Annotated in this window: 20 protein-coding genes and 1 riboswitch; of the genes, 4 read left to right on the top strand and 16 right to left on the bottom strand. The window is 28.3% G+C overall.

The window, feature by feature from the left end; genetic code table 11:
- Nucleotides 1-82: 82 nt before the first annotated feature.
- From H2684_RS06880 to H2684_RS06815, 14 genes are all read right to left on the bottom strand, one after another.
- The gene (locus H2684_RS06880; protein ID WP_182088652.1) at nt 83-517 is read right to left on the bottom strand and encodes a CBS domain-containing protein; all 435 of its coding nucleotides are present in this window, start codon (nt 515-517) and stop codon (nt 83-85) included.
- A gap of 147 nt (nt 518-664) precedes the next feature.
- Nucleotides 665-844 carry a hypothetical protein gene (locus tag H2684_RS06875; RefSeq protein ID WP_182088651.1) on the bottom strand — a complete coding sequence of 60 codons (180 nt, stop codon included), beginning with the start codon at nt 842-844 and terminating at the stop codon, nt 665-667.
- 135 nt (nt 845-979) lie between these two features.
- The gene (locus tag H2684_RS06870; protein ID WP_182088650.1) at nt 980-1,375 is read right to left on the bottom strand and encodes an HNH endonuclease; all 396 of its coding nucleotides are present in this window, start codon (nt 1,373-1,375) and stop codon (nt 980-982) included.
- A 178-nt stretch (nt 1,376-1,553) separates the two neighbouring features.
- Nucleotides 1,554-3,542 (bottom strand): fructose-1,6-bisphosphatase, encoded by a 1,989-nt coding sequence (locus tag H2684_RS06865; protein WP_182088649.1) that lies wholly within the window; start codon nt 3,540-3,542, stop codon nt 1,554-1,556.
- 376 nt (nt 3,543-3,918) lie between these two features.
- Entirely contained in the window at nt 3,919-6,084 is a 2,166-nt protein-coding gene (locus H2684_RS06860; RefSeq protein ID WP_347707530.1) for a heavy metal translocating P-type ATPase, read from the bottom strand.
- A 177-nt stretch (nt 6,085-6,261) separates the two neighbouring features.
- Nucleotides 6,262-6,489 carry a heavy metal-associated domain-containing protein gene (locus H2684_RS06855; RefSeq protein ID WP_182088648.1) on the bottom strand — a complete coding sequence of 76 codons (228 nt, stop codon included), beginning with the start codon at nt 6,487-6,489 and terminating at the stop codon, nt 6,262-6,264.
- Between the two features lie 52 nt (nt 6,490-6,541).
- Nucleotides 6,542-8,752: a heavy metal translocating P-type ATPase gene (locus tag H2684_RS06850; protein ID WP_182088663.1), complete on the bottom strand. Its 2,211-nt coding sequence runs from the start codon at nt 8,750-8,752 to the stop codon at nt 6,542-6,544.
- A 76-nt stretch (nt 8,753-8,828) separates the two neighbouring features.
- Nucleotides 8,829-9,092, bottom strand: coding sequence for a metal-sensing transcriptional repressor (locus H2684_RS06845; RefSeq protein ID WP_182088664.1), 264 nt, complete (start codon nt 9,090-9,092; stop codon nt 8,829-8,831).
- Nucleotides 9,093-9,248: 156 nt separating this feature from the next.
- The gene (locus tag H2684_RS06840; RefSeq protein ID WP_182088647.1) at nt 9,249-9,896 is read right to left on the bottom strand and encodes a L,D-transpeptidase family protein; all 648 of its coding nucleotides are present in this window, start codon (nt 9,894-9,896) and stop codon (nt 9,249-9,251) included.
- Nucleotides 9,897-9,916: 20 nt separating this feature from the next.
- Nucleotides 9,917-10,345 carry a hypothetical protein gene (locus tag H2684_RS06835; protein ID WP_182088646.1) on the bottom strand — a complete coding sequence of 143 codons (429 nt, stop codon included), beginning with the start codon at nt 10,343-10,345 and terminating at the stop codon, nt 9,917-9,919.
- A 111-nt stretch (nt 10,346-10,456) separates the two neighbouring features.
- Entirely contained in the window at nt 10,457-11,224 is a 768-nt protein-coding gene (gene aroD / locus H2684_RS06830; protein WP_182088645.1) for a type I 3-dehydroquinate dehydratase, read from the bottom strand.
- Nucleotides 11,205-11,729 (bottom strand): shikimate kinase, encoded by a 525-nt coding sequence (locus tag H2684_RS06825; RefSeq protein ID WP_182088644.1) that lies wholly within the window; start codon nt 11,727-11,729, stop codon nt 11,205-11,207. The genes aroD and H2684_RS06825 overlap by 20 nt, the downstream gene beginning before the upstream one ends.
- On the bottom strand, nt 11,729-12,547 hold the full coding sequence (gene aroE, locus H2684_RS06820; RefSeq protein ID WP_182088643.1) for a shikimate dehydrogenase: 819 nt from the start codon (nt 12,545-12,547) through the stop codon (nt 11,729-11,731). The genes H2684_RS06825 and aroE overlap by 1 nt, the downstream gene beginning before the upstream one ends.
- An 18-nt stretch (nt 12,548-12,565) precedes the next feature.
- Nucleotides 12,566-14,983: an ATP-dependent DNA helicase gene (locus H2684_RS06815; protein ID WP_182088642.1), complete on the bottom strand. Its 2,418-nt coding sequence runs from the start codon at nt 14,981-14,983 to the stop codon at nt 12,566-12,568.
- A gap of 278 nt (nt 14,984-15,261) precedes the next feature.
- Between H2684_RS06815 and H2684_RS06810 the strand changes: the two genes are divergently transcribed.
- Nucleotides 15,262-16,512, top strand: a complete 1,251-nt coding sequence (locus H2684_RS06810; RefSeq protein WP_182088641.1) for an SH3 domain-containing protein — start codon at nt 15,262-15,264, stop codon at nt 16,510-16,512.
- Nucleotides 16,513-16,627: 115 nt separating this feature from the next.
- Here the strand turns inward: H2684_RS06810 and H2684_RS06805 are convergent, their stop codons facing one another.
- Together H2684_RS06805 and H2684_RS06800 are read right to left on the bottom strand one after the other, a co-directional pair.
- Complete coding sequence (locus H2684_RS06805; protein WP_182088640.1) at nt 16,628-17,461, bottom strand: response regulator; 834 nt, start codon at nt 17,459-17,461, stop codon at nt 16,628-16,630.
- Nucleotides 17,462-17,575: 114 nt separating this feature from the next.
- Nucleotides 17,576-18,319, bottom strand: coding sequence for an SDR family oxidoreductase (locus tag H2684_RS06800; protein ID WP_182088639.1), 744 nt, complete (start codon nt 18,317-18,319; stop codon nt 17,576-17,578).
- Between the two features lie 253 nt (nt 18,320-18,572).
- Between H2684_RS06800 and tpx the strand changes: the two genes are divergently transcribed.
- The 3 genes from tpx (at nt 18,573) to H2684_RS06785 (ending at nt 21,095) form a co-directional block, all read left to right on the top strand.
- Nucleotides 18,573-19,067, top strand: a complete 495-nt coding sequence (gene tpx / locus H2684_RS06795) for a thiol peroxidase (RefSeq protein WP_182088638.1) — start codon at nt 18,573-18,575, stop codon at nt 19,065-19,067.
- A 143-nt stretch (nt 19,068-19,210) separates the two neighbouring features.
- A riboswitch (glycine riboswitch) is annotated at nt 19,211-19,305 on the top strand.
- Nucleotides 19,306-19,429: 124 nt separating this feature from the next.
- A complete protein-coding gene (locus tag H2684_RS06790; protein ID WP_182088637.1) occupies nt 19,430-19,699 on the top strand; it encodes an ACT domain-containing protein in 270 nt (89 codons plus the stop codon).
- Between the two features lie 37 nt (nt 19,700-19,736).
- Entirely contained in the window at nt 19,737-21,095 is a 1,359-nt protein-coding gene (locus tag H2684_RS06785) for a PFL family protein (RefSeq protein ID WP_182088636.1), read from the top strand.
- Nucleotides 21,096-21,234: the final 139 nt, after the last annotated feature.

Raw genomic sequence — 21,234 nt, 5'->3', positions numbered from 1 at the left:
ACAGCATAGAAATAAAGCACCAGAAAACTGGTGCTAATGTTAAAAGTTTTTTGGGACATTTTCAAAAACGGTTGACATCTAATTAGTTTTCCAAATTAATAACTTTATCATTTTCATGGAACACTTTTTTATAACAATAGTTTATTATATCACTTCTCTTTATAATTCCTATAAATATCTCATTATCATCTACAACAGGAACAAAATTTTGATTTATGGCAAGTGATATTAAATCCTTCATATCTGCATTTATATGAACTGGTTTATTATTCATATGTCTAGGTACATTTTTTAAATACACTTTATTAGTATTTTTAAAATTTAAATCAGGAGTATTCTTTAATTTCCATAAAAGATCTCCTTCTGTAACTGTACCTACATATTTTCCAAATTTATCTATAAGAGGGATAGCAGTGTATCTGTGAGATTCCATTCTCTCCAATATCTGTTTCATAGTTGAATCCGGACTTTCATAAACAACATCTTTTTTTGGAGTTATAAAAAATGCTATATTCATAGTGTACCATTCTCCTCATTTCCTATTTTAAATGTCATTTGTGCCTTAAAAAGTTCAAAAATAAAAAGCATATATAAATGCTATTTTAAATTTAGGGAAGCCTAGACTCCCCTAAATTAAAAGCTTGAGATTTGACATTGCATAGTATTATCTTGAGCACTCTGCCTCAACTTGAATCAATTTATTTAATACATCTTCTATATTATTTTTCACTTTATCATCTGCTTTTGTATTTCCTTCTGATATAGAGTCAACTGCAATTTTCAATCCCTTCGTAATACTGCTTATTTCTTCTAGTGTTAACAACATAAGTATGTTTTCTTTCATAATTAACAGCCCCCTTACCTAATTTAATATTTTAATAAAATATATTGATTTTTAATAAATGACAAGTGTTTTGTCTACCTCACTTGTCATCTTAGCTAATCCAATATAAATCAATATTATATTTTCAAAACATCGCTATATCTTTGCTATAAAATCATAATATTCTTCTAACATATATTTTGTGTACTTTTTTCTTCCCATAAGTCTAAATATTACGTCTGAACTCCTGTAACCTTCTTTATATAATTTATATTCTTTTAGAAGCTTTTTTAGCATACCTTTATTTATTCCAAGTAATTTTACCAATTGATCTAAAGTATAAAACTCTTTATTTAATAATTTTTCAAGATTATCTTGCATTTCAAGCTTGTACTCTAAATCAACTTTTCTATTTTTATGCGGGCCATTTTTACCTCTATGATGTTCTGAACACAGATATCTAAAATTTAGAGGAAAATCAACTCCTCCTTGGCTTCTATAAACTATATGATGTTTATCTGCTGGCTTACCACAAATTTCACATTTAAGCAATAGGTTGCCTCCTAAATTTTTTAAATTATATAGAGATATTAAAAATTCAAATTTAAAATATAAATACTTAATTTATATATATTATAACATAGGTTAAGTCTAATTTCACTTATAATTATTACATTTTTAAATCTATTACATATATTTCACATAATATTAACTATTATATAATATTATTTTAATTTTTATGTTCTTTTATATATCCTTTTCTATAAGCTGCTAAAAGTCTTTCCAAATCTTCAACCTGTTTTTTTAGTTCTCGCCCTATATCTGTATCTGCAACCATCTTTCTTTTCACAACATGTTCCAAAATTACAGTTGAGGATATAATATCATTGTCATTTTCAACTGCATCTTTAATAGATGTAAAGGGTTCATGAGAAGTAAGCAAAAATCCATAAGAATTATAAATTAGAGTATAACCAGCTATACCAGTTTGAGGTTGATATGCCTTACAGAATCCACCATCTATTACAAGTAATTTTCCATTTGCTTTAATTGGACTTTCTCCATCTTTAGTCTTTACAGGAACATGTCCATTTATAATGTGGGATTTTTCTGGAGAAAGATTAAACTCCTTAAGTATTTTTCTACAAATGGCTTCATTATCTCTATATTTATAGTATGGAATTTTCTCTTCATAGTGAGAATCTTTGTCGTCTATGAAATATCTTTCAAAAGTAGTCATCTTTTTCTTTCCAAATAGAGGTGAATTTTCTCCACACCACATATACCATAACATATCCATATTATATTGTTTTTTTCTAAGATCATTTTTTTCGAAGTATGCTTTTCTTATTATATCATCGCACTTATCTAAAAATTTACGTCCACTATATGTGGAATTGTCAATATTTATTTTTTTAAAACTTCCATCCTCATTTAAAGGTATACAACCATGATACATTAGATTAGAATTATATATTAAATACATTCCTCCCTTGTTATATAAAAATTTAATATGTTTCTGAAGTTTTTCACTATTTACAAAAGATCTAGTAAGTTTTTTTATAATATATTTTTCCCTTTCACTTAACTTATATGGGTCTTTCCAATCTACTGTTGGAAAATTCACGTCATTCATTTTAAATATTCTGTCACCTATTTTTATTTCATGGTTTTTTACATCTATTTTATCCATAAGAAGTCTATGTTCCATTTTGAATTCAGGATGCTTTTTTATTATATTTCCTTCTAATTTAAACTGTATTATTGATATTGCTTTATGCATTTTAGCAAATAAATCTAAATCATTTTTATTTATATTTTTATCTATTGTTTTAGGTATAAAACTTTTACATGGATCATCACCGTAAAATTCCATTGCAAAAGTAGCAAGAGGAAGCATATTTATTCCATATCCATCTTCAATTGTATTCAAATTTGCATATCTAAGAGATATTCTAAGAACATTTGCAACACAAGCTTCACATCCAGCAGCTGCCCCCATCCAAAGCACGTCATGATTTCCCCATTGAATATCTACAGAGTGATGCTTCATAAGTGCGTCCATTATTATTTCAGCTCCAGGCCCTCTATCATATATATCTCCTACAATATGGAGCCTATCTACTACTAAATCTTGTATTACTTTTGAAATAGCTATAATAATTTGATCAGCTCTCCCTATGTTTACTATAGTACGTATTATTTCCCTATAATATGCCTTCTTATCTATTTTATCTCCCTGCTCATGTAGCAATTCTTCTATTATATAGGCAAAATCACTAGGCAATGCCTTCCTTACTTTTGAGCGTGTATATTTTGAGCACACATTTTTACACAATTCTATAAGTTGATATAAAGTTGAATAATACCATTCATCCATATTTTGGCATTGTTTTTTAACAATCTTTAATTTTTCTTTAGGATAATATACAATTGTTGCTAGTTGTGCTTTTTCTTCTTGTGTGAGTCCATCTAAAAATACATCATCTATTTTTCTTTTAATTACTCCAGATGCATTTCTAAGAACATGCGTAAAAGATTCATATTCTCCATGTATATCACTTATAAAGTGTTCAGTAGCTTTTGGTAAATTTAATATAGCTTGAAGGTTTATAATTTCTGTACTAGCACTTGATATTGTAGGATATTCTTTAGAAAGAAGTTTCAAATATCTTAAATCTTTTTCAATAGATTCATCGTTTAAGCTATTATATAACATGATTATTTCTCCCCATATAATTAATTTTAGTATTTATTAAAATAATTATAATATATAATTCATCTATTGTATAGCAAATTTATATAATTAGTATACTATATTTGCTTTTAAAATTAGTATTCAATCAGCAAAATTATTCAAAAAAAATACCTATTGAATAATTCAATAGGCATAATCGCAATTAATATATTTAATTATAAGATTGTGGGCGGTTAACTTCTAGGATTAATCAAAACTAAAAGCTTTTCTTATTAGACTATTATACTATATTTAATTATCTGTATCAATATGTTTTCCTATTATTTTATAAGTTTTTTAAAAATAAATTAGTACAGTATAAGAATACTGTACTAATTTATTTTGGAGTATATTTTAATTATTTCACTATTTTTAAAGTTCTCATTGAATTAAACACTGCTATAAGTGCTACTCCTACATCTCCAAAAACTGCAACCCACATACTTACCATACCAAATGCAGCTAAAACAATAATTGCAAGTTTTACACCTAGTGAGAACACAATATTTTCACTTACTATAATTTTAGTCTTATTTGATATTTTCATTGCAGTAACTATTTTAGAAGGTTCATCTGTCATAATAACTATGTCTGCTGCCTCAATAGCTGCATCAGATCCTATTCCTCCCATTGCAATTCCAACATCTGCTCTTGCAAGTACTGGTGAATCATTTATTCCATCTCCAACAAAAGCTACTTTTTTGGAATTATGCTTTTTATCATATATATAATCAAGTTTTTCTAACTTGTCATTAGGTAGAAGATCTGTATACACCTCATCTAACTTTAACTTGTTTCCAACAAATTTACCTATTTTTTTATTATCTCCAGTTAGCATAACAGTTTTTTTAATTCCAGCTTCTTTAAGTTTTTCAATAGCAAACTTTGAATCCTTCTTCACCTCATCTGCTATAACAATATACCCAATGTAATTGCTATCAACTGCTACATGTACTATTGTTCCAATGCTATCTACTTTACTATAGGCTAGATTATTACTTTCCATAAAACTTCCATTACCAACTAAAATCTGTTTGCCATCTATAGTAGCCGAAATTCCTTTACCAGATATTTCTCTGTAATTTTCTATTAATTTCTTATCTATATTTTTATTATATTCTTTTACTATTGACCTTCCTATTGGATGATTTGTATAAGATTCTGCAAAAGCTGCATATCTTAAAAGTTCATCTCTTTTTAATCCATTTTTGGGCACAATGTCTGTAACTTTAAATATTCCCTTTGTAAGTGTTCCCGTTTTATCAAATACTATAGTATCTACATCATTCAAGGCCTCAAGATAATTTCCACCTTTTACTAGAATTCCATTTTTAGAAGCTGCTCCTATACCACCAAAGAATCCAAGAGGTACGGATATTACTATTGCACATGGACATGAAACTACTAAAAACTCAAGAGATCTATAAAGCCATTTTGAAAAATCATCTCCTGTTATAACAGGTAAAAATATAGCTATTACCAATGCTAATATGACTACAGCAGGAGTATAATACCTAGCAAATTTTGTAATAAACTTTTCAGTAGGCGCCTTTTTGCTGCTGGCATTTTCCACCATATCTAATATTTTAGATACAGTTGATTCACTAAAATTTTTACTCACTTTCACTTTTAAAACTGCAGATTCATTTATATATCCACTTAAAACACTATCTCCAACATTTATTTCTTTTGGAAGAGATTCTCCTGTAAGTGCAGATGTATCAGCCATAGAATTTCCCTCAATAACTTCTCCATCTAGAGGAATTTTTTCACCGGGTTTTATTAAAATAATATCTCCTATATTTACATATTCAGGTTTTATCTTTTTGAATCCTTCTTTTGTTTCTACATTGGCAAAGTCAGGTTTTATATCCATAAGACTTGCTATTGACCTTCTTGATCGGTCTACAGCTTTATCTTGAAAATGATCTCCTATTCTATAAAATAACATTACTGCAATAGATTCAGGATACTGTCCAATTGTAAAAGCTCCTATACTTGCAATTGACATTAAAAAATTTTCATCAAATACTTGTCCATTTAAAATGTTCTTAAATGCCTTGAAAAGTACATTCCAACCTATTATAAGATAACTTATTAAATACAGTGTAAATTCTGTCCAATAAGAAAATCGAAATATAATACATGCTATATAAATCAGCACTCCAAAAATCAATATAAAATTTTGTAATTTTTTATTATGAATTATAGAAGTTCCTTCTATGTGCTTTTCATCATCTTCTTTATATATAACCTGTGCGTCTGGCTCTATTTTATTAACTATATTTTTTATATCTTCTATAATATCACTAATTTCAGTTTCGTTATAAACTTGAAATTTAAGTTTTTTTGACAAAAAATCTAAGGACGCAGCTTTAATCTTAGGCATATTCTTAACTTTATCTTCTATTTTTGATGCACAATTAGAGCAATCCAATCCTTCAATAATTACAATATTTTCACTATCAATATTTGTTTTAATTTTATTTGAGCTGCTAAGCTTAACCTTACTAGAATTATACACAGTCACCCTCCTCTGTTAAATAAAATCATAAATTTTACTTTATAACATTTATAACATATGAATATATGAACATATGTTTATACTGTTATTATAGATTAATGAAATTTTATTGTCAATAGAAAAAAGACAGCTATATACCGAAAATAACTTTCAGCATATAACTGTCTTATGGCTACTCTATTCTATAGAAGATACTTCATAACCAGCTTCTTTAATAGCTGCCTCTATATCTGAATTTTTAATTTCAGATGAAGATTTTATAACTGCTGTCTTGCTGCCTAAATCAACTTTTGCACTTGAAACTCCATCTATTGCCTCTAGAGCAGTTTTAACATGATTTACGCAGTGTTGACAGCTCATTCCCTCCACATGTACGGTCTTTTTTATTTTATTTTTAAAAAACATATCTATTCTCCTCTCATTTTAATAATATTTATTTAATTGCATATTGTGCTCCTTAAATACTAGGCTTAAATTTTTTTAATCTAAGTGCATTTAAAAGTACTGAAACTGAGCTAAAGCTCATTGCAAGTGCAGCTATCATTGGATTTAAAAGTGGCCCTCCAAATATGAAAAGCACTCCCATTGCAACAGGTATTCCAAGTGTATTGTATCCAAATGCCCAAAAAAGATTTTCTTTTATATTTCTTATAGTTTTTTTACTTAGATCTATAGCAGTAACAACATCAACTAAATCACTTTTCATAAGTACTATATCAGCAGATTCAATTGCAACATCTGTTCCTGAACCTATTGCCATACCTATATCTGCCTGTGCAAGTGCAGGTGCATCGTTTATACCATCACCTACCATTGCAACTTTTTTGTTTTCATTTTGCAACTTTTTAACTTCATTAGCTTTGTCCCTTGGAAGTACTTCTGCAAGAGTTCTATCTACACCTACCTGCTTTGCTATTGCATAGGCCGTTTTTTTATTATCTCCAGTTATCATAGCAACTTCAATTCCCAATGAATGAAGTTTATCTATAGCTTTTTTACTGTTCTCTTTTACAATATCAGCTACTGCTATTATTCCAATAAGTTTGTTATCTAAAGCTACATACATAGGTGTTTTCCCAAGAGATGCAAGTTCATTTGCCTTATCTTCCATATCATTAAGAGCTACATTGTTTTCTGTCATTAATTTTTTATTTCCCAAAAGCACCTTTTTCCCTTGTATTAAAGCCTCAATACCATGACCTGAAATAGCTTTAAAAGAATCTACATTTTGAATTTCATACTTTTTATCTTTCGCTTCTTTTACAATTGCATCACCTAAAGGATGCTCAGAACCTATTTCACATGATGCTGCTAGGCTCAAAAGATAATCCTTTTCTATACCATCAGCTGTAAATATATCAGTAACTCTAGGCTTACCTTCTGTTATAGTACCTGTTTTGTCTAATACAACTGTATCTATTTTATGAGCAGACTCAAGTGCCACGCCGCTTTTTATAAGCACTCCATACTCAGCACCTTTACCTGTACCAACCATTATTGCAGTAGGTGTTGCCAATCCAAGAGCACAAGGACAGGCAATTACAAGTACTGATATAAATATTGTCACAGAAAATACAAATGATTCTCCATATAAAAACCAAGCAAGAGATGAAATAAATGCCAGACCTATAACTACTGGTACAAAATATCCTGCTATTACATCTGCAAGTTTTTCTATTGGAGCTTTTGATTCCTGTGCTTGTTCAACAAGTTTTATTATCTGTGCAAGTACAGTATCCTTTCCAACTTTAGTAGCCTTATACTTTATAAATCCATTTTTATTTATACTTGCACCAATTACTTTGCTTCCTACTGTCTTCTCTACAGGTATACTTTCACCTGTAAGCATTGACTCATCAACTGAAGTTACCCCTTCTGTAACTTCACCATCTACAGGTATTTTTTCTCCTGGTCTAACTATTACTATGTCCCCAACTTTTACCTCATCTATTGATATTTCAACTTCCTTACCATTTTTAAATACCTTAGCAGTTTTAGGAGCAAGCTCCATAAGTTTTCTTATAGCCTCTGAAGTTTTACCTTTTGCAAGGAATTCAAAATATTTTCCTAAAGTTATAAGTGTAAGTATAACTCCTGCTGACTCAAAATACATATGGTACTGAATCCCATCTAAAAATGTTTTTATAACAGAAACAAAACTGTATATAAAAGCTGCAGAAGTTCCTATAGCTATTAAAGAATCCATATTGGGACTTTTCCTAAATAGAGATTTAAAACCAACTGTAAAATATTTTCTTCCTATAATCATTACTGGAACTACAAGTAAAAGCTGTATCAATGCATAAATTCTTGCATGATCCATAGGATTTATCATATTTGGAAGTACAATTCCCATTTTGTCAGTTATCATAGGTCCCATAGCTACAATTAAAAGCGGAACTGAAAATATAGCGGAAAATATAAATCTATTCTTTAATCCTTGAATCTCCTTTTCCTTTCTTTTTGCATCGTTAGCTCCCTTTTCAGACTCTTCAAATGCCTTGTATCCTGATTTTTCTATTGACTTTTTAACATCACTAATTTTAACTTTATCAGGATCAAAATTTATTTTTAAATTTTCAGTAGCAAAATTTACATTTGCTTCACTTACACCATCAACTTTTAGTGCTGCTTTTTCCACTGCTCTTGCACATGCAGCACAAGTCATACCTTCTATTTTTAAAGTTTTATCTTGTAGCCTATCATCTTCCAATTGTATTCCTCCTAAATTAATTTTTAAATTACTAATCTAAAAGCTTTTTTAGCAAATTCATTATTTCATCTACTTTCTCTTCACCTTTATTATTCAAAAACGCATCTTTCACACAATTATCCAAGTGCTGTCTTAATATCATTAAATTCGCTCTTTTTAAAAGTGCCTGAGCTGCAACTATCTGATTTGATATATCCATACAATATCTTCCATTTTCTATCATTTTTATTATACCATCAATTTGACCCTTTGAAGTTTTTAATGATTGAATTGCCTTCTTTTTATCTTCATTTATATAGCAGTCCACAGTTACCTCCCCACCAATGTATGGTGTCTATTTTTTTAAAATATATAATTTAAACATTTCAAATGTTTAAATTAATTTTAATTATAAATGATTCTCATTTATAATTACATTATACCATTACTTTTATTAATTTCAATATGCTTTTTATTTATATATGTAAACTGGACTCTTTATATTTATATAGTTCTTTAGTATATCTATATCTTTATCATCTAATGCTATACATCCATATGTCCAATTAGATTCTGTACCACCTCCATGAATTCCTATCTCTCCACCAAGAGCTGTATGCCAAGGCGGTGTCCTTCCTTCCTCTATGGCAATTTTTATACTATTATAAGTAGTTTTATCTATAATATTCTTTTCCAATCCATTTTTAGCATCTTTTATATTAGGATAACTTATTCCAAAAAAATATTTATACTTGCTGTTTGCATTTATATAACATACATAGTAACTTCCTTCAGGGGTTTTATTATCTCCTTCTTTCTCTTTAGCCCCTTTTTCTTGTGTTCCAAGTCCAATTTTAAATCTTCCAATCAATTTATTATCTCCATACAACTCCAATACCCTTTTTGATTTATATATTTTTAGAGAAGTATTTTCGGGATGAATTTCAGGTTTATTAAAAAATATCTTACTATCTTCTTTTTGTTCACTTGAAGCTTTGGATACTCTCTGAGCCTTCATATTTTTAATATATCTTCTAATAGAAAGTCCAGAAACTAACATCATTAAAATTATTCCAAATATCAAAAATACAATAGGATACATCTCATTTTTATTTTTCATATTATCACCTATTTTTCATATTAAACCACTACAAGATCTATTCCTAAAACCTCTTCTATCCAATTTATAATTATTGATTTTGATTCATATTTATGATTTTCTTTAAAGCTTTCATCTATTTTTTTATTATAAATCTTCATATACTTATTATACTTTCTTACTTCTCTATTATATTCTATCACCATTTTATTATACTTGTCTTTATTATTTTTTGATTTATAAATATTTTTCTTCAATACTTCCATATTATTTTTTATTTCTATTATATTATTTCCCAATTCATATAATTCTCTTTCATGTTGCTTCAATTTTATTTCCATAGTTTCTACATCAGTTGATTCTAGATATGAATCTTTTGTCTGAATATCCACTAAGTCAGCAAGAAAAACAATAGAAAAAGCAACAACTATAACTATTAGTTCTGTTATAATACTTTTTATTTTTTCCATAAGTGACCTTTCTTCAATACACAAATATACTTTGGATATAATTATTATATATTTAATATATTAAAGGAAAGATTATTTTATATCACTATAATAAATTCAGTACAACAAATTTTATAAATTTCTATGGAGTTCTTCAAGAATTTCATGTAATTTATCTGCAGGTATCTGACCTGGCGCAGAAGCTTTCTCTACTGATCCAAATGTAATGTCAGACCCAAAAACTTCACCACATAGTCTACTCACAACACCAAATCCTCCCATTGACATTGTAACAACAGGAACCTTTGCATATTCTTCTTTCATTTGGCAAGTAGCTTCAAGTAAAGTAAGTACATCATGACGGCTCTTAGGCATTACTGCAACTTTGCAAATATCAGCACCTAGGCTTTGTTCCCGGCAAAGACGATTAAGTATCTCCTCTCTTTCAGGAGTTTTATAAAAGTCATGATTTGAAATTATAACTTTTGTAGAATTTTCATGTGCTATATTTATTACTTCTTTTATATAATTTTCATCATTAGATAATTCAACATCAATTATATCTAAAAGTCCTGTACCTAATATAATACGATTGAGATTTTCATAAAATTCTGTAGAAACTTCTACATTTCCACCTTCTTTTATACTTCTAAATGTAAAAATCATAGGCCTATTTTCTAATATATTTTTTATTTTATGTAATGTATTTATAACTATATCTATATTTTTTACATATTTAAAAAAATCTACTCTCCATTCTACAATATCACAATCAACATTTTTAATTAGATCTAATTCATGAATTAATTCATCTTCAGTTTCTCCTACTATAGGAACACATACTTTTGGAATTCCCTCACCTATTGTAATATTTTTCACTTTAATCAATTTTTTCTCCAATTTTTAATCCCCCAATTAGATTTATAATATCATTTACTACAGTATCTATATCTCTATTATTAACTATAAAATCGCAGTATTTTCTATAAATATCATAGCGTTCATTAAATAACCTGTTTATCTCTTCTTCATTGTTTTTTAAAAGAGGTCTTGTTTCTGTATTTATATCATTTATTATATCCTCCAAAGATCTATCTATAAAAACTATTATTCCATTTTCTTTAAGAATAGACATATTAGACTTTCTCTTTATAACTCCACCTCCAGTAGATATAATACTGCTTTTCTCTTTTGCAACTTCTTCTACAGCTTTAGACTCCAAATCTCTAAAATATTCTTCCCCCTTTTTAAATATTTCGGGTATTGTACTACTTGAACTTTTTTCAATATATTCATCTAAATCTATAAAATTCATATTAAGTCTAGATGATAGAATTTTCCCAATAGTAGTTTTACCACATCCTGGCATACCTATGAGTACTAAATTTTTTTCAAATCTCTTCATTACATTTTACTCCTTATACTTTTCAAAATTTCATCATACACATCATCTACTACTTTTATATCTATATCCATATCATGCCATATTTTCTGTGATGCAAGATTTTGAGCTATAAGCATGTACATACCATTTACAGTTTTTAAGCCAAGCTCTTTTCCCATTTTTAAAAATAGAGTATTCTCTGGATTGTATATAAGGTCAACTGCTGCATTAAACTTATTCAGAATTTCTTTCTTCACAGGACTTTTATCAACATTTGGATACATACCACAAGGAGTACAATTTATTATAATGTCTACATCTTTCAATTCATTCAATTCTTCATAGGATATTACATTAAAATCATTTCTAAAATTTTCTTTTGGATTTCTGCTAACATAGGTTATGTTTCCTACTCCATTATCTACAACATATCTTTCAACAGCTCTTGAAGCCCCTCCTGTTCCAAGTATTACTATATGTTTATTTTTTACTTCTATATTGTACTTTTCCAGAGTCATTCCAAAGCCATAATAATCCGTATTATATCCTTTTAATCTATCTTGTGAAAATTTAATAGTATTTACAGCTCCTATATTTTTAGCTTCTTTTGATACATCGTCTAAGTATTTCATAATTTCAATTTTATAGGGTATTGTTACGTTCAACCCTTTGCACTCCAATATTTTAAGTGCATTTAATGATTGCTGTAAATTGTCTTTTTTAACTTCAAATAAATTATAAGTACCGCTTAATCCTATTCTTTTCAATACAAGACTGTTTATTATAGGAGAAAAACTGTGCCCGAGCTTTTCTCCTAAAAGCCCATAAAAATTACTCATTTATAATCCTCCCTTGTTTTATAATTCATTCCAAAATTTATATAATATATTTTTAACATCTTTCGTAGAATCCACTATATGATTTGGATACCACTCTCTAGGAAATAATTTTTTATAACTTTGTGTTACAAATCTCCTGTCTATTAATAGTATAACTCCTCTGTCATTTTCTGTCCTTATAACTCTTCCTGCAGCCTGTAGTATCTTATTCATTCCAGGATACATATAAGCATACTCATATCCAAAGCTATTCTTTTTTTTAAAATGATTTTTCATTACATCTCTCTCGACACATATTCCAGGAATTCCAACGCCTACAATTATTGTTCCAATAAGTTTCTTTCCCTTTAAATCTATTCCTTCTGAAAACATTCCTCCAAGCACAGCAAAGGCAACAAATACATCTTTTATATTTTCTTTAAAATTAGACATAAACTCTTGTTTTTCTTCCTCATCCATACCTAATTTTTGAATAGTAGTTCTTACATTAGGATAAAGCTTTGTAAATATCTCATATACTTTATTCATATACTGATAAGACGGGAAAAACACTATATAGTTTCCTTTTTTACAATTCACAACTTCATTTATGTACTTTATAATAGGTATAATACTTTTCTCTCTATCTTTATAAATTGTACTAATATTTCTTGCTATTAAAAGTTCCCTGTTTTTACTTTCAAAAGGTGATTGCATTGTTATATTATAATCTTCTTTGCTTCCACCAAGTACTTCCTTATAATATTTCATTGGAGATAAGGTAGCTGAAAATAATATAGATGCTTTAGCTCTCTTCATACTTTTATCTAAAAGATGAGATGAATCAAGACACAATATTTTTATCTTAATATCTTTTTCTATATTTTCAATATAAGTTACAAAGTTTTCATCATAAAATTCAGCTATTTTTATAAATGAATTAATTTTGAAGTATAAATCAACTACATCTTCATAATCTTTATGGCTATTATTTTTAATTATCCATTCCTCTAAATTAAGAGAAAGACTTCTCATCATTCCACATAATTTTATAAATTTTTCTTTTCTAACACATATATTTCCCTTTGAATAGATTAAGTCTTCACTAGGTACATTAGAAAAACTATTTTTAAATTCTCTTTTCAATTTAAGCATATAAGTATTTATCTTATTTAAATTTTTCAACAATTTTTTATCCTGATTAAAACAGCTTTTCACATTTAAAAAGTCTTTTTTATATATTTCAGCTGAAAACATATCTCTAGACCTATCTACAAGATTATGAGCTTCATCAATGAGAAATACATAGTCTTTTGCTCCTTCATCGAAAAATCTTCTAAGATAGACAAGTGGATCAAAAGCATAATTATAATCGCAAATTACTAAATCACAAATCAATGCAATATCAAGAGAAAATTCAAATGGACATACTTTAAACTCATGTGAATATTTCAAGATTATATCTCTTGTAATAAAATCATTATCATTTATTATACTAAATATTGCTTCATTTACTCTATCAGAATGACCTTTTGCAAATTCACATTCTTCTGGATTACAATTAACATTTTCTTTAAAACACAATTTTTCTTTTGCAGTTAATACCATAACCTTTAATCTAAGTCCTAACCTTAACATGGTTTTTATAGTATCTTCAGCAGCAGATGATGTTATTGTTTTCGCAGTTAAATAAAATATTTTTGAAGTTAGACCCTGACTAATTGCCTTAAGTGACGGAAATATTGTGGATATTGTCTTTCCTATACCTGTTGGTGCCTGTATAAATAATCTTTTCCCATTTCTTATTGTATTATATACTGCAACAGCTATATTTCTCTGACCTTTTCTATAATTTTTAAATGGAAATTTCATATTCTTAATTGAAAGATTTCTCTTTACATACCACTCCACTTTAAATTTAACCCATTTATAGTATTTTTTCAGCACATCCATAAATATTTTTTCAAGATCTTCAAGTTCAAATTCTCTTTTTATAAATTTAGTACTGTGATCATTTATATTGTAATAGGTCAACTGAATAATTATATATTTTAAATTATTCTCCATCGCATATATATATCCATAACATTCAGCTTGCTTAAAATGGAGCGGATTATAATTTTCAGAAATAAATTCAAGAGGAACTGCAACTGTTTTTATTTCATCTATTATGGTAAAATTTTTCTTTGTAATTACACCATCTATTCTTCCATCTATAACAAATTTAAATTCTTTATACTCAATTTCATAATTTAAAAATACCTCAGATTCGTATTTTTCTATATCTTTTTTCTTCTCAGCTTGTAACTTGTACTGCCTTTGAAGCTTTTGATGTACTTTTGTACCTTCAACTGCTCTAACACTACTTTTAAATTTATTATTTAAGTCTCCGCTTCTCAATATAAATTCAATGAGCTTGCGTACAGATAATTTTACTTCAACCTTATCGCAATTCACAATATCAACTCTTTCAAAGTTGTAATAATATATTATTTTACTATACCCTTCACATAAATTCTAACATTTTTATAATTTTTCGCCGATAGAATCCTTTCTTTTACACTATTGTACTATAAAAATTTATATTTATTAAATTAAATGAAATCTAATTACAAATATAGTATAATTAAATTAATAATTACAAGGTAAATTTTTCTTTAAAACATTCGATAAAAAATATGTAATTATTTATAGTTTATAATTGTATTTTATTAGGATATATTAGGAGGTAAAGCATGAATAAATCTAAAAAATTAGTGTTTTCTTTTTTCATATCGGCATCCTTAATGGCTGCAGATCCTCTTATATACAAAAATAATGTCCATGCTTCTGGATTTACACCGAATATTGGCAGTGCTGCATATACAAGCACTGGAAATATATTTGCAAGATGTGGTTACTCAGGTGAGTGCACCTGGTTTACATATGGAAGAGTTATTGAAAAATTAGGAATTTCCCTTCCATCCGAATTTTATGGAAATGCTATAGACTGGTGGTATGCAAATGCTAGAGATTCTATATATTCATACGGAAGTGAACCTAGAGCAAACTCAATTGCAGTCTGGAGTGGAGGATCAAAAGGCTATGGTCATGTAGGATTTGTAGAAGATGTATCTGGTGATATTGTATATCTAAATGAAGGTAACTTTAATATCAGAGGATCCTATGATGGAAGCGTAAAAAAATTGACAAAATCACAAATGCAAGATAGAGGAAATCTATTTCTGAAGGGATACATATATTTAGAATCACCAGTTCCAAAGCAATCACAACCTAATACTGTATCTACTAGTACACAAGTAACTAGCACAAGTATAAAAACTGGAATTGTTAATGTATCAACTTCATTAAACGTAAGAAATGGTGCTAACATTTCTTCTAATATAATTGGAAGTTTAAAAAATGGCCAATCAGTTAATATAGTAGGTGTTTCTGGAAATTGGTATAAAATAAAATATAACTCAACTTATGGATATGTAAGTTCAAATTATATAAAAACAGGTAACCTTCTTAGTTCTTCAACTGCAAAAGCTATTAATACATCTGTATCAAATACATCTAAAAAAGGATTTGTTAAATTAAAGAATAAATTTTCTGCTTTAAATTTAAGAAATGTTCCAAATGGCAATATAATAGGTATCCTTTCAAATGGAACAGCAGTAGATATACTAGGTACAAGCAATGGATGGTACAAAGTTAATGTAGGTGGAAAAATTGGATATGTTTTTGCAAGCTACATATCTACTTCTACACAAACTACATCATCAACTACTGTATCGCCTAAAAGTTCATCAAAATATGGAATCGTAACCTTAAAGAATCCTTCATCTGCTTTGAATTTACGTCTAAGTCCATGGACAGGTCGTGTAATTGCATCTCTAGCAAATGGCACTAAAGTTTCAATCATAGGAACTAGCGGCCTCTGGTATAAAGTCAATGTAGGTGGACAAGTTGGATATGTTCATTCCAGCTATATAAATTTATAGTTTTAATTATAAATAATACTTAATTTCAATTTCTATATAGATTATTTTATTTAATAAATAATCCTATAGATTGACATATTTATAATGTCTATTCTATAGGATTATTTTTGTATTATTATGCATTTATTTTACGCTTCATTTTTAAAGCCAATTTATCTAAAAGCTCACTTTTATTAAATCCATCCTTTGGAAATGTAACAGATGAACTCACAAGTTCATACTCCGTGTGTTTTGAATCTTCATTTCTTACACTATTGTATATATGATTCATCTGACTTATTTTGTATTTTGATAAATTTTCACTACAATTAGGAATAACAGATATAAAAGCAGATATTCCATATTTTTCAAATAAATCTGGAACCTTAAAAATCTTTTTGATATTTTCATAAACTACATCCAAGAAAACAAGATAGCTATCATTAACCTCTATCTTCTCATCGGTTTTTTTTGCATTTACCTTTATAATACTAGACATTATAATTGATAACTCAGTATTTTTCTGTCTTGATTTTTCTATTTGTTTATTAATATACTCTTCAAAGTTCAAATATTTTATTTCTCCGCTAATATTTTCATCCTTATATAGTTTAATAAGCTTTTTTACTCTTTCAATAAACATCTTAGTATTAAATGGTTTTAAAATATATTCAGATGTCCCTTCCTTTATACACTTTATAAATGCATCTCTCGTATTAAGTTTTGTAAGAACCATTACAGGTATATTGAATTCTTTAGCTTTAACTTTTTTTAGTATTTCAAATCCATCTTCATTACTAAGTCCAACTTCTAATATTATGAGTACAATATCATTCATATTATCAGAAAGTTTATTGAAAAAATCAAATGAATTACTAGATTCACAGACTTCCAATCCCATATCTTCTATGGTGTCTTTAACTCTATACCTCATATATGCCATATCATCCAATATTATAACTTTATTCATATCAATTCATCCTATTTTATAAATTTTTATAGATTTTTACATCATCCAATTATTTATCGGACATTTATTAGGCTTTTTAATATATTTTTAATAAAAATTATTATTTCAAAAAAATTACAACATGCCACCATCTACTGTCAAAACCTGACCTGTTATATATTTAGAAGATTCACTACATAAGAAAGTTACCACTTTACTTATTTCATCTGCTTGTGCAAATCTTCCTAATGGTATTTCATTTATCAAAGCATCTTTTTCCTCTTTTGTAAGCCATTTATTCATTTTAGTATCAATAACCCCTGGTGCTACTGCGTTTATCCTTATATTTGAAGGTGCCATTTCCTTTGCAATGGCTTTTGTAAATGAATTAACTGCACCTTTAACTGAAGAATAAACTGCCTCGCAGGATGCTCCTACATTTCCCCACATAGAAGATATATTTACTATATTTCCTGACTTTTTTTCAGCCATATATTTTAGCGAACAATGAGTACAATTAAGCACTCCTTTAAGATCAACATCTATTATTCTATTCCACTCTTCTTCTTTCATATCCATAAAAAGACCTATTTCTGAAATTCCTGCATTATTCACTAATATGTCGATTTTCCCCATATTTTTCACTGCACTATCTATTAACTTTTTTGCTTCTTCATATATGCTTACGTCACCGGAAACTATAATTCCTGTGGAGCCACATTTTCTTACTTCAAGTAATGTTTCCTCTGCTCCAATTTTATTATTTTTATAATTTATAACTACATTTGCACCACACTTTGCCAAATCAAGTGCTATAGCTTTACCTATACCACTAGATGCACCAGTGACAACTGCTATTTTTCCTCCCAAATCTTCCAATCCAACTATACACTCCTTATCTTCAATATCTCACAGATGAGTATTTTTACATTTTATATTATACACTATATACTAAATTATTGTTAATCTATATGAATTCTTAGATATTGCGCAAATTACTTTTCATATCAAATACATTATATCCAATAAATAGGTTCTAATTTGATTGCATATTATATTTTATTGTGATATAATTAAATTATATTAAAAAATAATAGTTATTTAAGAATATAATTTATTTGGAGGGATTTAAGTGGAATTAAAATTTCAAGGAAAACCTGTAAAATTATGTGGAAATACTGTAAAAGTAGGTGATACTGCACCTGACTTTACCGTAATAGATAACAATCTTAATCCAATATCTCTTAAAGATACTAAGGGAGTAAGAATTTTTTTAACAGTTCCTTCTTTAGATACACCTGTATGTGATACAGAAACTAGAACATTTAACGAAAAAACTTCTGAAATACCAGGAGTTACAGTCTATACAATATCTATGGATCTCCCTTTTGCACAAAGTAGATGGTGTGCAGCAAAAGGAGTTAAAAATGTAGTTACAGCATCTGATTATAAAGACAGAAGCTTTGGAAAAAATTTTGGAACTTATATAACAGATCTTGGACTTCTTGCAAGAACTGCTTTTGTAGTTGACAGTAATAACAAAGTTACATATGCAAACTATCTTCCTGAAGTTACTGACTATCCAAATTATGATGAAATTTTGGAAGCTGCAAAACAAGCAAAATAAATGTTAGATAAAAGCTTACAGTATATTTTCTGTAAGTTTTTTTATTTGATTTAAGCACAACTATGTGCTATAATTCTTTTATAATTTATCTAAATATCGCTAAATATCGGATGAAGATAATTGAATTTTAATAGACTATTATCTGACGAACCTCTGGAGAGACTCTATTGAGCGCCGAAGGGGAAAGCTATATAAAATTAATAGCGAAACTCTCAGGTAAAAGGACAGAGATTTTGTATAATATGTAAAATATATATTTTACACTAAAGTTAATTTCTCAGAGGCTATTTTTCTAGCCTCTTTTAATTTTATAAATTTATAAAATTAAAGACAAAATATTAATATAATGAGGAGATGTAAAAATGAAGGCAATAATAACCGTATTAGGTAAGGATAAAGTTGGAATAATTCACCAAGTAACGTCTGTACTTTCAAAAAACAACATAAATATTCTAGACATAAATCAAACACTTATAAATGGTTATTTTACAATGGTAATGTTAGTAGATATATCAAAAATGAAAGTTGATTTCAATTTACTAAAAAACATACTTAAAGATATGGCGAATAAAATACACGTTTCAATTAAAATTCAAAGAGAAGATATATTTACTTCAATGCATGAGATTTAATATATTTTTCACTGTTAAAAATATAGGAGGAGCTCCAATGATTAATTTTAAAAATATAATGGAAACAATAAATATGATAGAAAAAGAAAATCTTGATATAAGGACAATTACAATGGGTATATCACTTCTTGACTGCATAGATAGTGATAGTCAAAAATGCCGTAATAAAATATATGATAAAATAACTAAGCAGGCAGAACATCTTGTAAAAGTAGCCAATGACATAGAAACAGAATATGGAATACCTATAATACATAAAAGAGTATCTGTTACCCCTATATCATTAATAGCTCAAGCTACTTCAGATTTAAGCTATGTAGAATTTGCAAAAGTACTGGATAAAGCTACAAAAACTCTTGGAATTGACTTTATAGGTGGATTTTCAGCTCTTGTACACAAAGGTTATACAAAAGGCGACAGAATACTAATAGACTCAATTCCTGAAGCTCTATCTGTAACAGAAAAAGTATGTTCTTCTGTTAATGTTGGAAGCACACGATCCGGTATAAATATGGATGCAGTAAAGCACATGGGAGAAATAGTTAAAAAGACTGCTTATCTATCTAGAGATAATGAGAGTATAGGATGTGCAAAGCTTGTAGTATTTGCAAATGCAGTTGAAGATAATCCTTTCATGGCAGGTGCCTTCCATGGAGTAGGAGAAGCAGAAAGTATTATAAATGTTGGAGTAAGTGGACCTGGTGTTGTAAAATGTGCCTTAGAAGAAGTTCGTGGTGAAGATTTTAATACAGTTGCCGAAACAATAAAAAAGACTGCTTTTAAAATAACAAGAATGGGGCAACTAGTAGCTTGTGAAGCTTCAAAAAGATTAAATGTTCCTTTTGGAATAGTTGATCTATCTCTTGCTCCTACTCCTGCTGTAGGTGACAGCGTTGCTAGAGTCTTAGAAGAAATAGGAATTGAAAGCTGTGGATGTCCAGGAACCACTGCAGCTCTTGCAATGTTAAATGATGCTGTAAAAAAAGGCGGTATAATGGCAGCATCCCAAGTTGGAGGGTTAAGCGGAGCATTTATACCTGTAAGTGAAGATGAAGGCATGATAAATGCAGTAAATGTAGGTTCTCTAAATATTGAAAAATTGGAGGCAATGACTTGTGTATGTTCAGTAGGTCTTGATATGATAGGTATACCTGGAGATACACCAGCATCTACCATATCTGGAATAATTGCAGATGAAGCAGCTATTGGAATGGTAAATAACAAAACAACTGCTGTAAGGGTAATTCCTGTATACGGTAAAAAAGTAGGCGATAAAGTAAATTTTGGAGGTCTTCTTGGCATGGCACCTATAATGCCTATAAGCAAATTTTCAAGTGAAACTTTTATAGACAGAGGCGGAAGGATTCCTGCTCCAATTCATAGTTTTAAAAATTAGTAATTTATTTTATATAATTGATATATTAGCAAAATATTGCAGAGAATTTATACATTTCTCTGCTTTTTAATATAAATTTTTATATAAATAAAATACAAATAAAAATCAGTGGATTTTTAAGTTATTTTTGTTAAAAATC

This window comes from Clostridium sp. cel8 (assembly GCF_014050525.1).
GTDB lineage: Bacteria > Bacillota > Clostridia > Clostridiales > Clostridiaceae > Clostridium_B.
Note: the sequence above shows the minus strand (reverse complement) of the source record. Positions and strands in the feature narration are given on the sequence as shown.

Coding starts and splice junctions, on each gene's coding strand:
- H2684_RS06880 (WP_182088652.1), bottom strand. CDS start 517: ATGAATATAGCATTTTTTATAACTCCAAAAAAAGATGTTGTTTATGAA.
- H2684_RS06875 (WP_182088651.1), bottom strand. CDS start 844: ATGAAAGAAAACATACTTATGTTGTTAACACTAGAAGAAATAAGCAGT.
- H2684_RS06865 (WP_182088649.1), bottom strand. CDS start 3,542: ATGTTATATAATAGCTTAAACGATGAATCTATTGAAAAAGATTTAAGA.
- H2684_RS06855 (WP_182088648.1), bottom strand. CDS start 6,489: ATGTTTTTTAAAAATAAAATAAAAAAGACCGTACATGTGGAGGGAATG.
- H2684_RS06850 (WP_182088663.1), bottom strand. CDS start 8,752: ATGACTTGTGCTGCATGTGCAAGAGCAGTGGAAAAAGCAGCACTAAAA.
- H2684_RS06840 (WP_182088647.1), bottom strand. CDS start 9,896: ATGAAAAATAAAAATGAGATGTATCCTATTGTATTTTTGATATTTGGA.
- H2684_RS06835 (WP_182088646.1), bottom strand. CDS start 10,345: ATGGAAAAAATAAAAAGTATTATAACAGAACTAATAGTTATAGTTGTT.
- H2684_RS06825 (WP_182088644.1), bottom strand. CDS start 11,729: ATGAAGAGATTTGAAAAAAATTTAGTACTCATAGGTATGCCAGGATGT.
- aroE (WP_182088643.1), bottom strand. CDS start 12,547: ATGAGTAATTTTTATGGGCTTTTAGGAGAAAAGCTCGGGCACAGTTTT.
- H2684_RS06810 (WP_182088641.1), top strand. CDS start 15,262: ATGAATAAATCTAAAAAATTAGTGTTTTCTTTTTTCATATCGGCATCC.
- H2684_RS06805 (WP_182088640.1), bottom strand. CDS start 17,461: ATGAATAAAGTTATAATATTGGATGATATGGCATATATGAGGTATAGA.
- H2684_RS06790 (WP_182088637.1), top strand. CDS start 19,430: ATGAAGGCAATAATAACCGTATTAGGTAAGGATAAAGTTGGAATAATT.
- H2684_RS06785 (WP_182088636.1), top strand. CDS start 19,737: ATGATTAATTTTAAAAATATAATGGAAACAATAAATATGATAGAAAAA.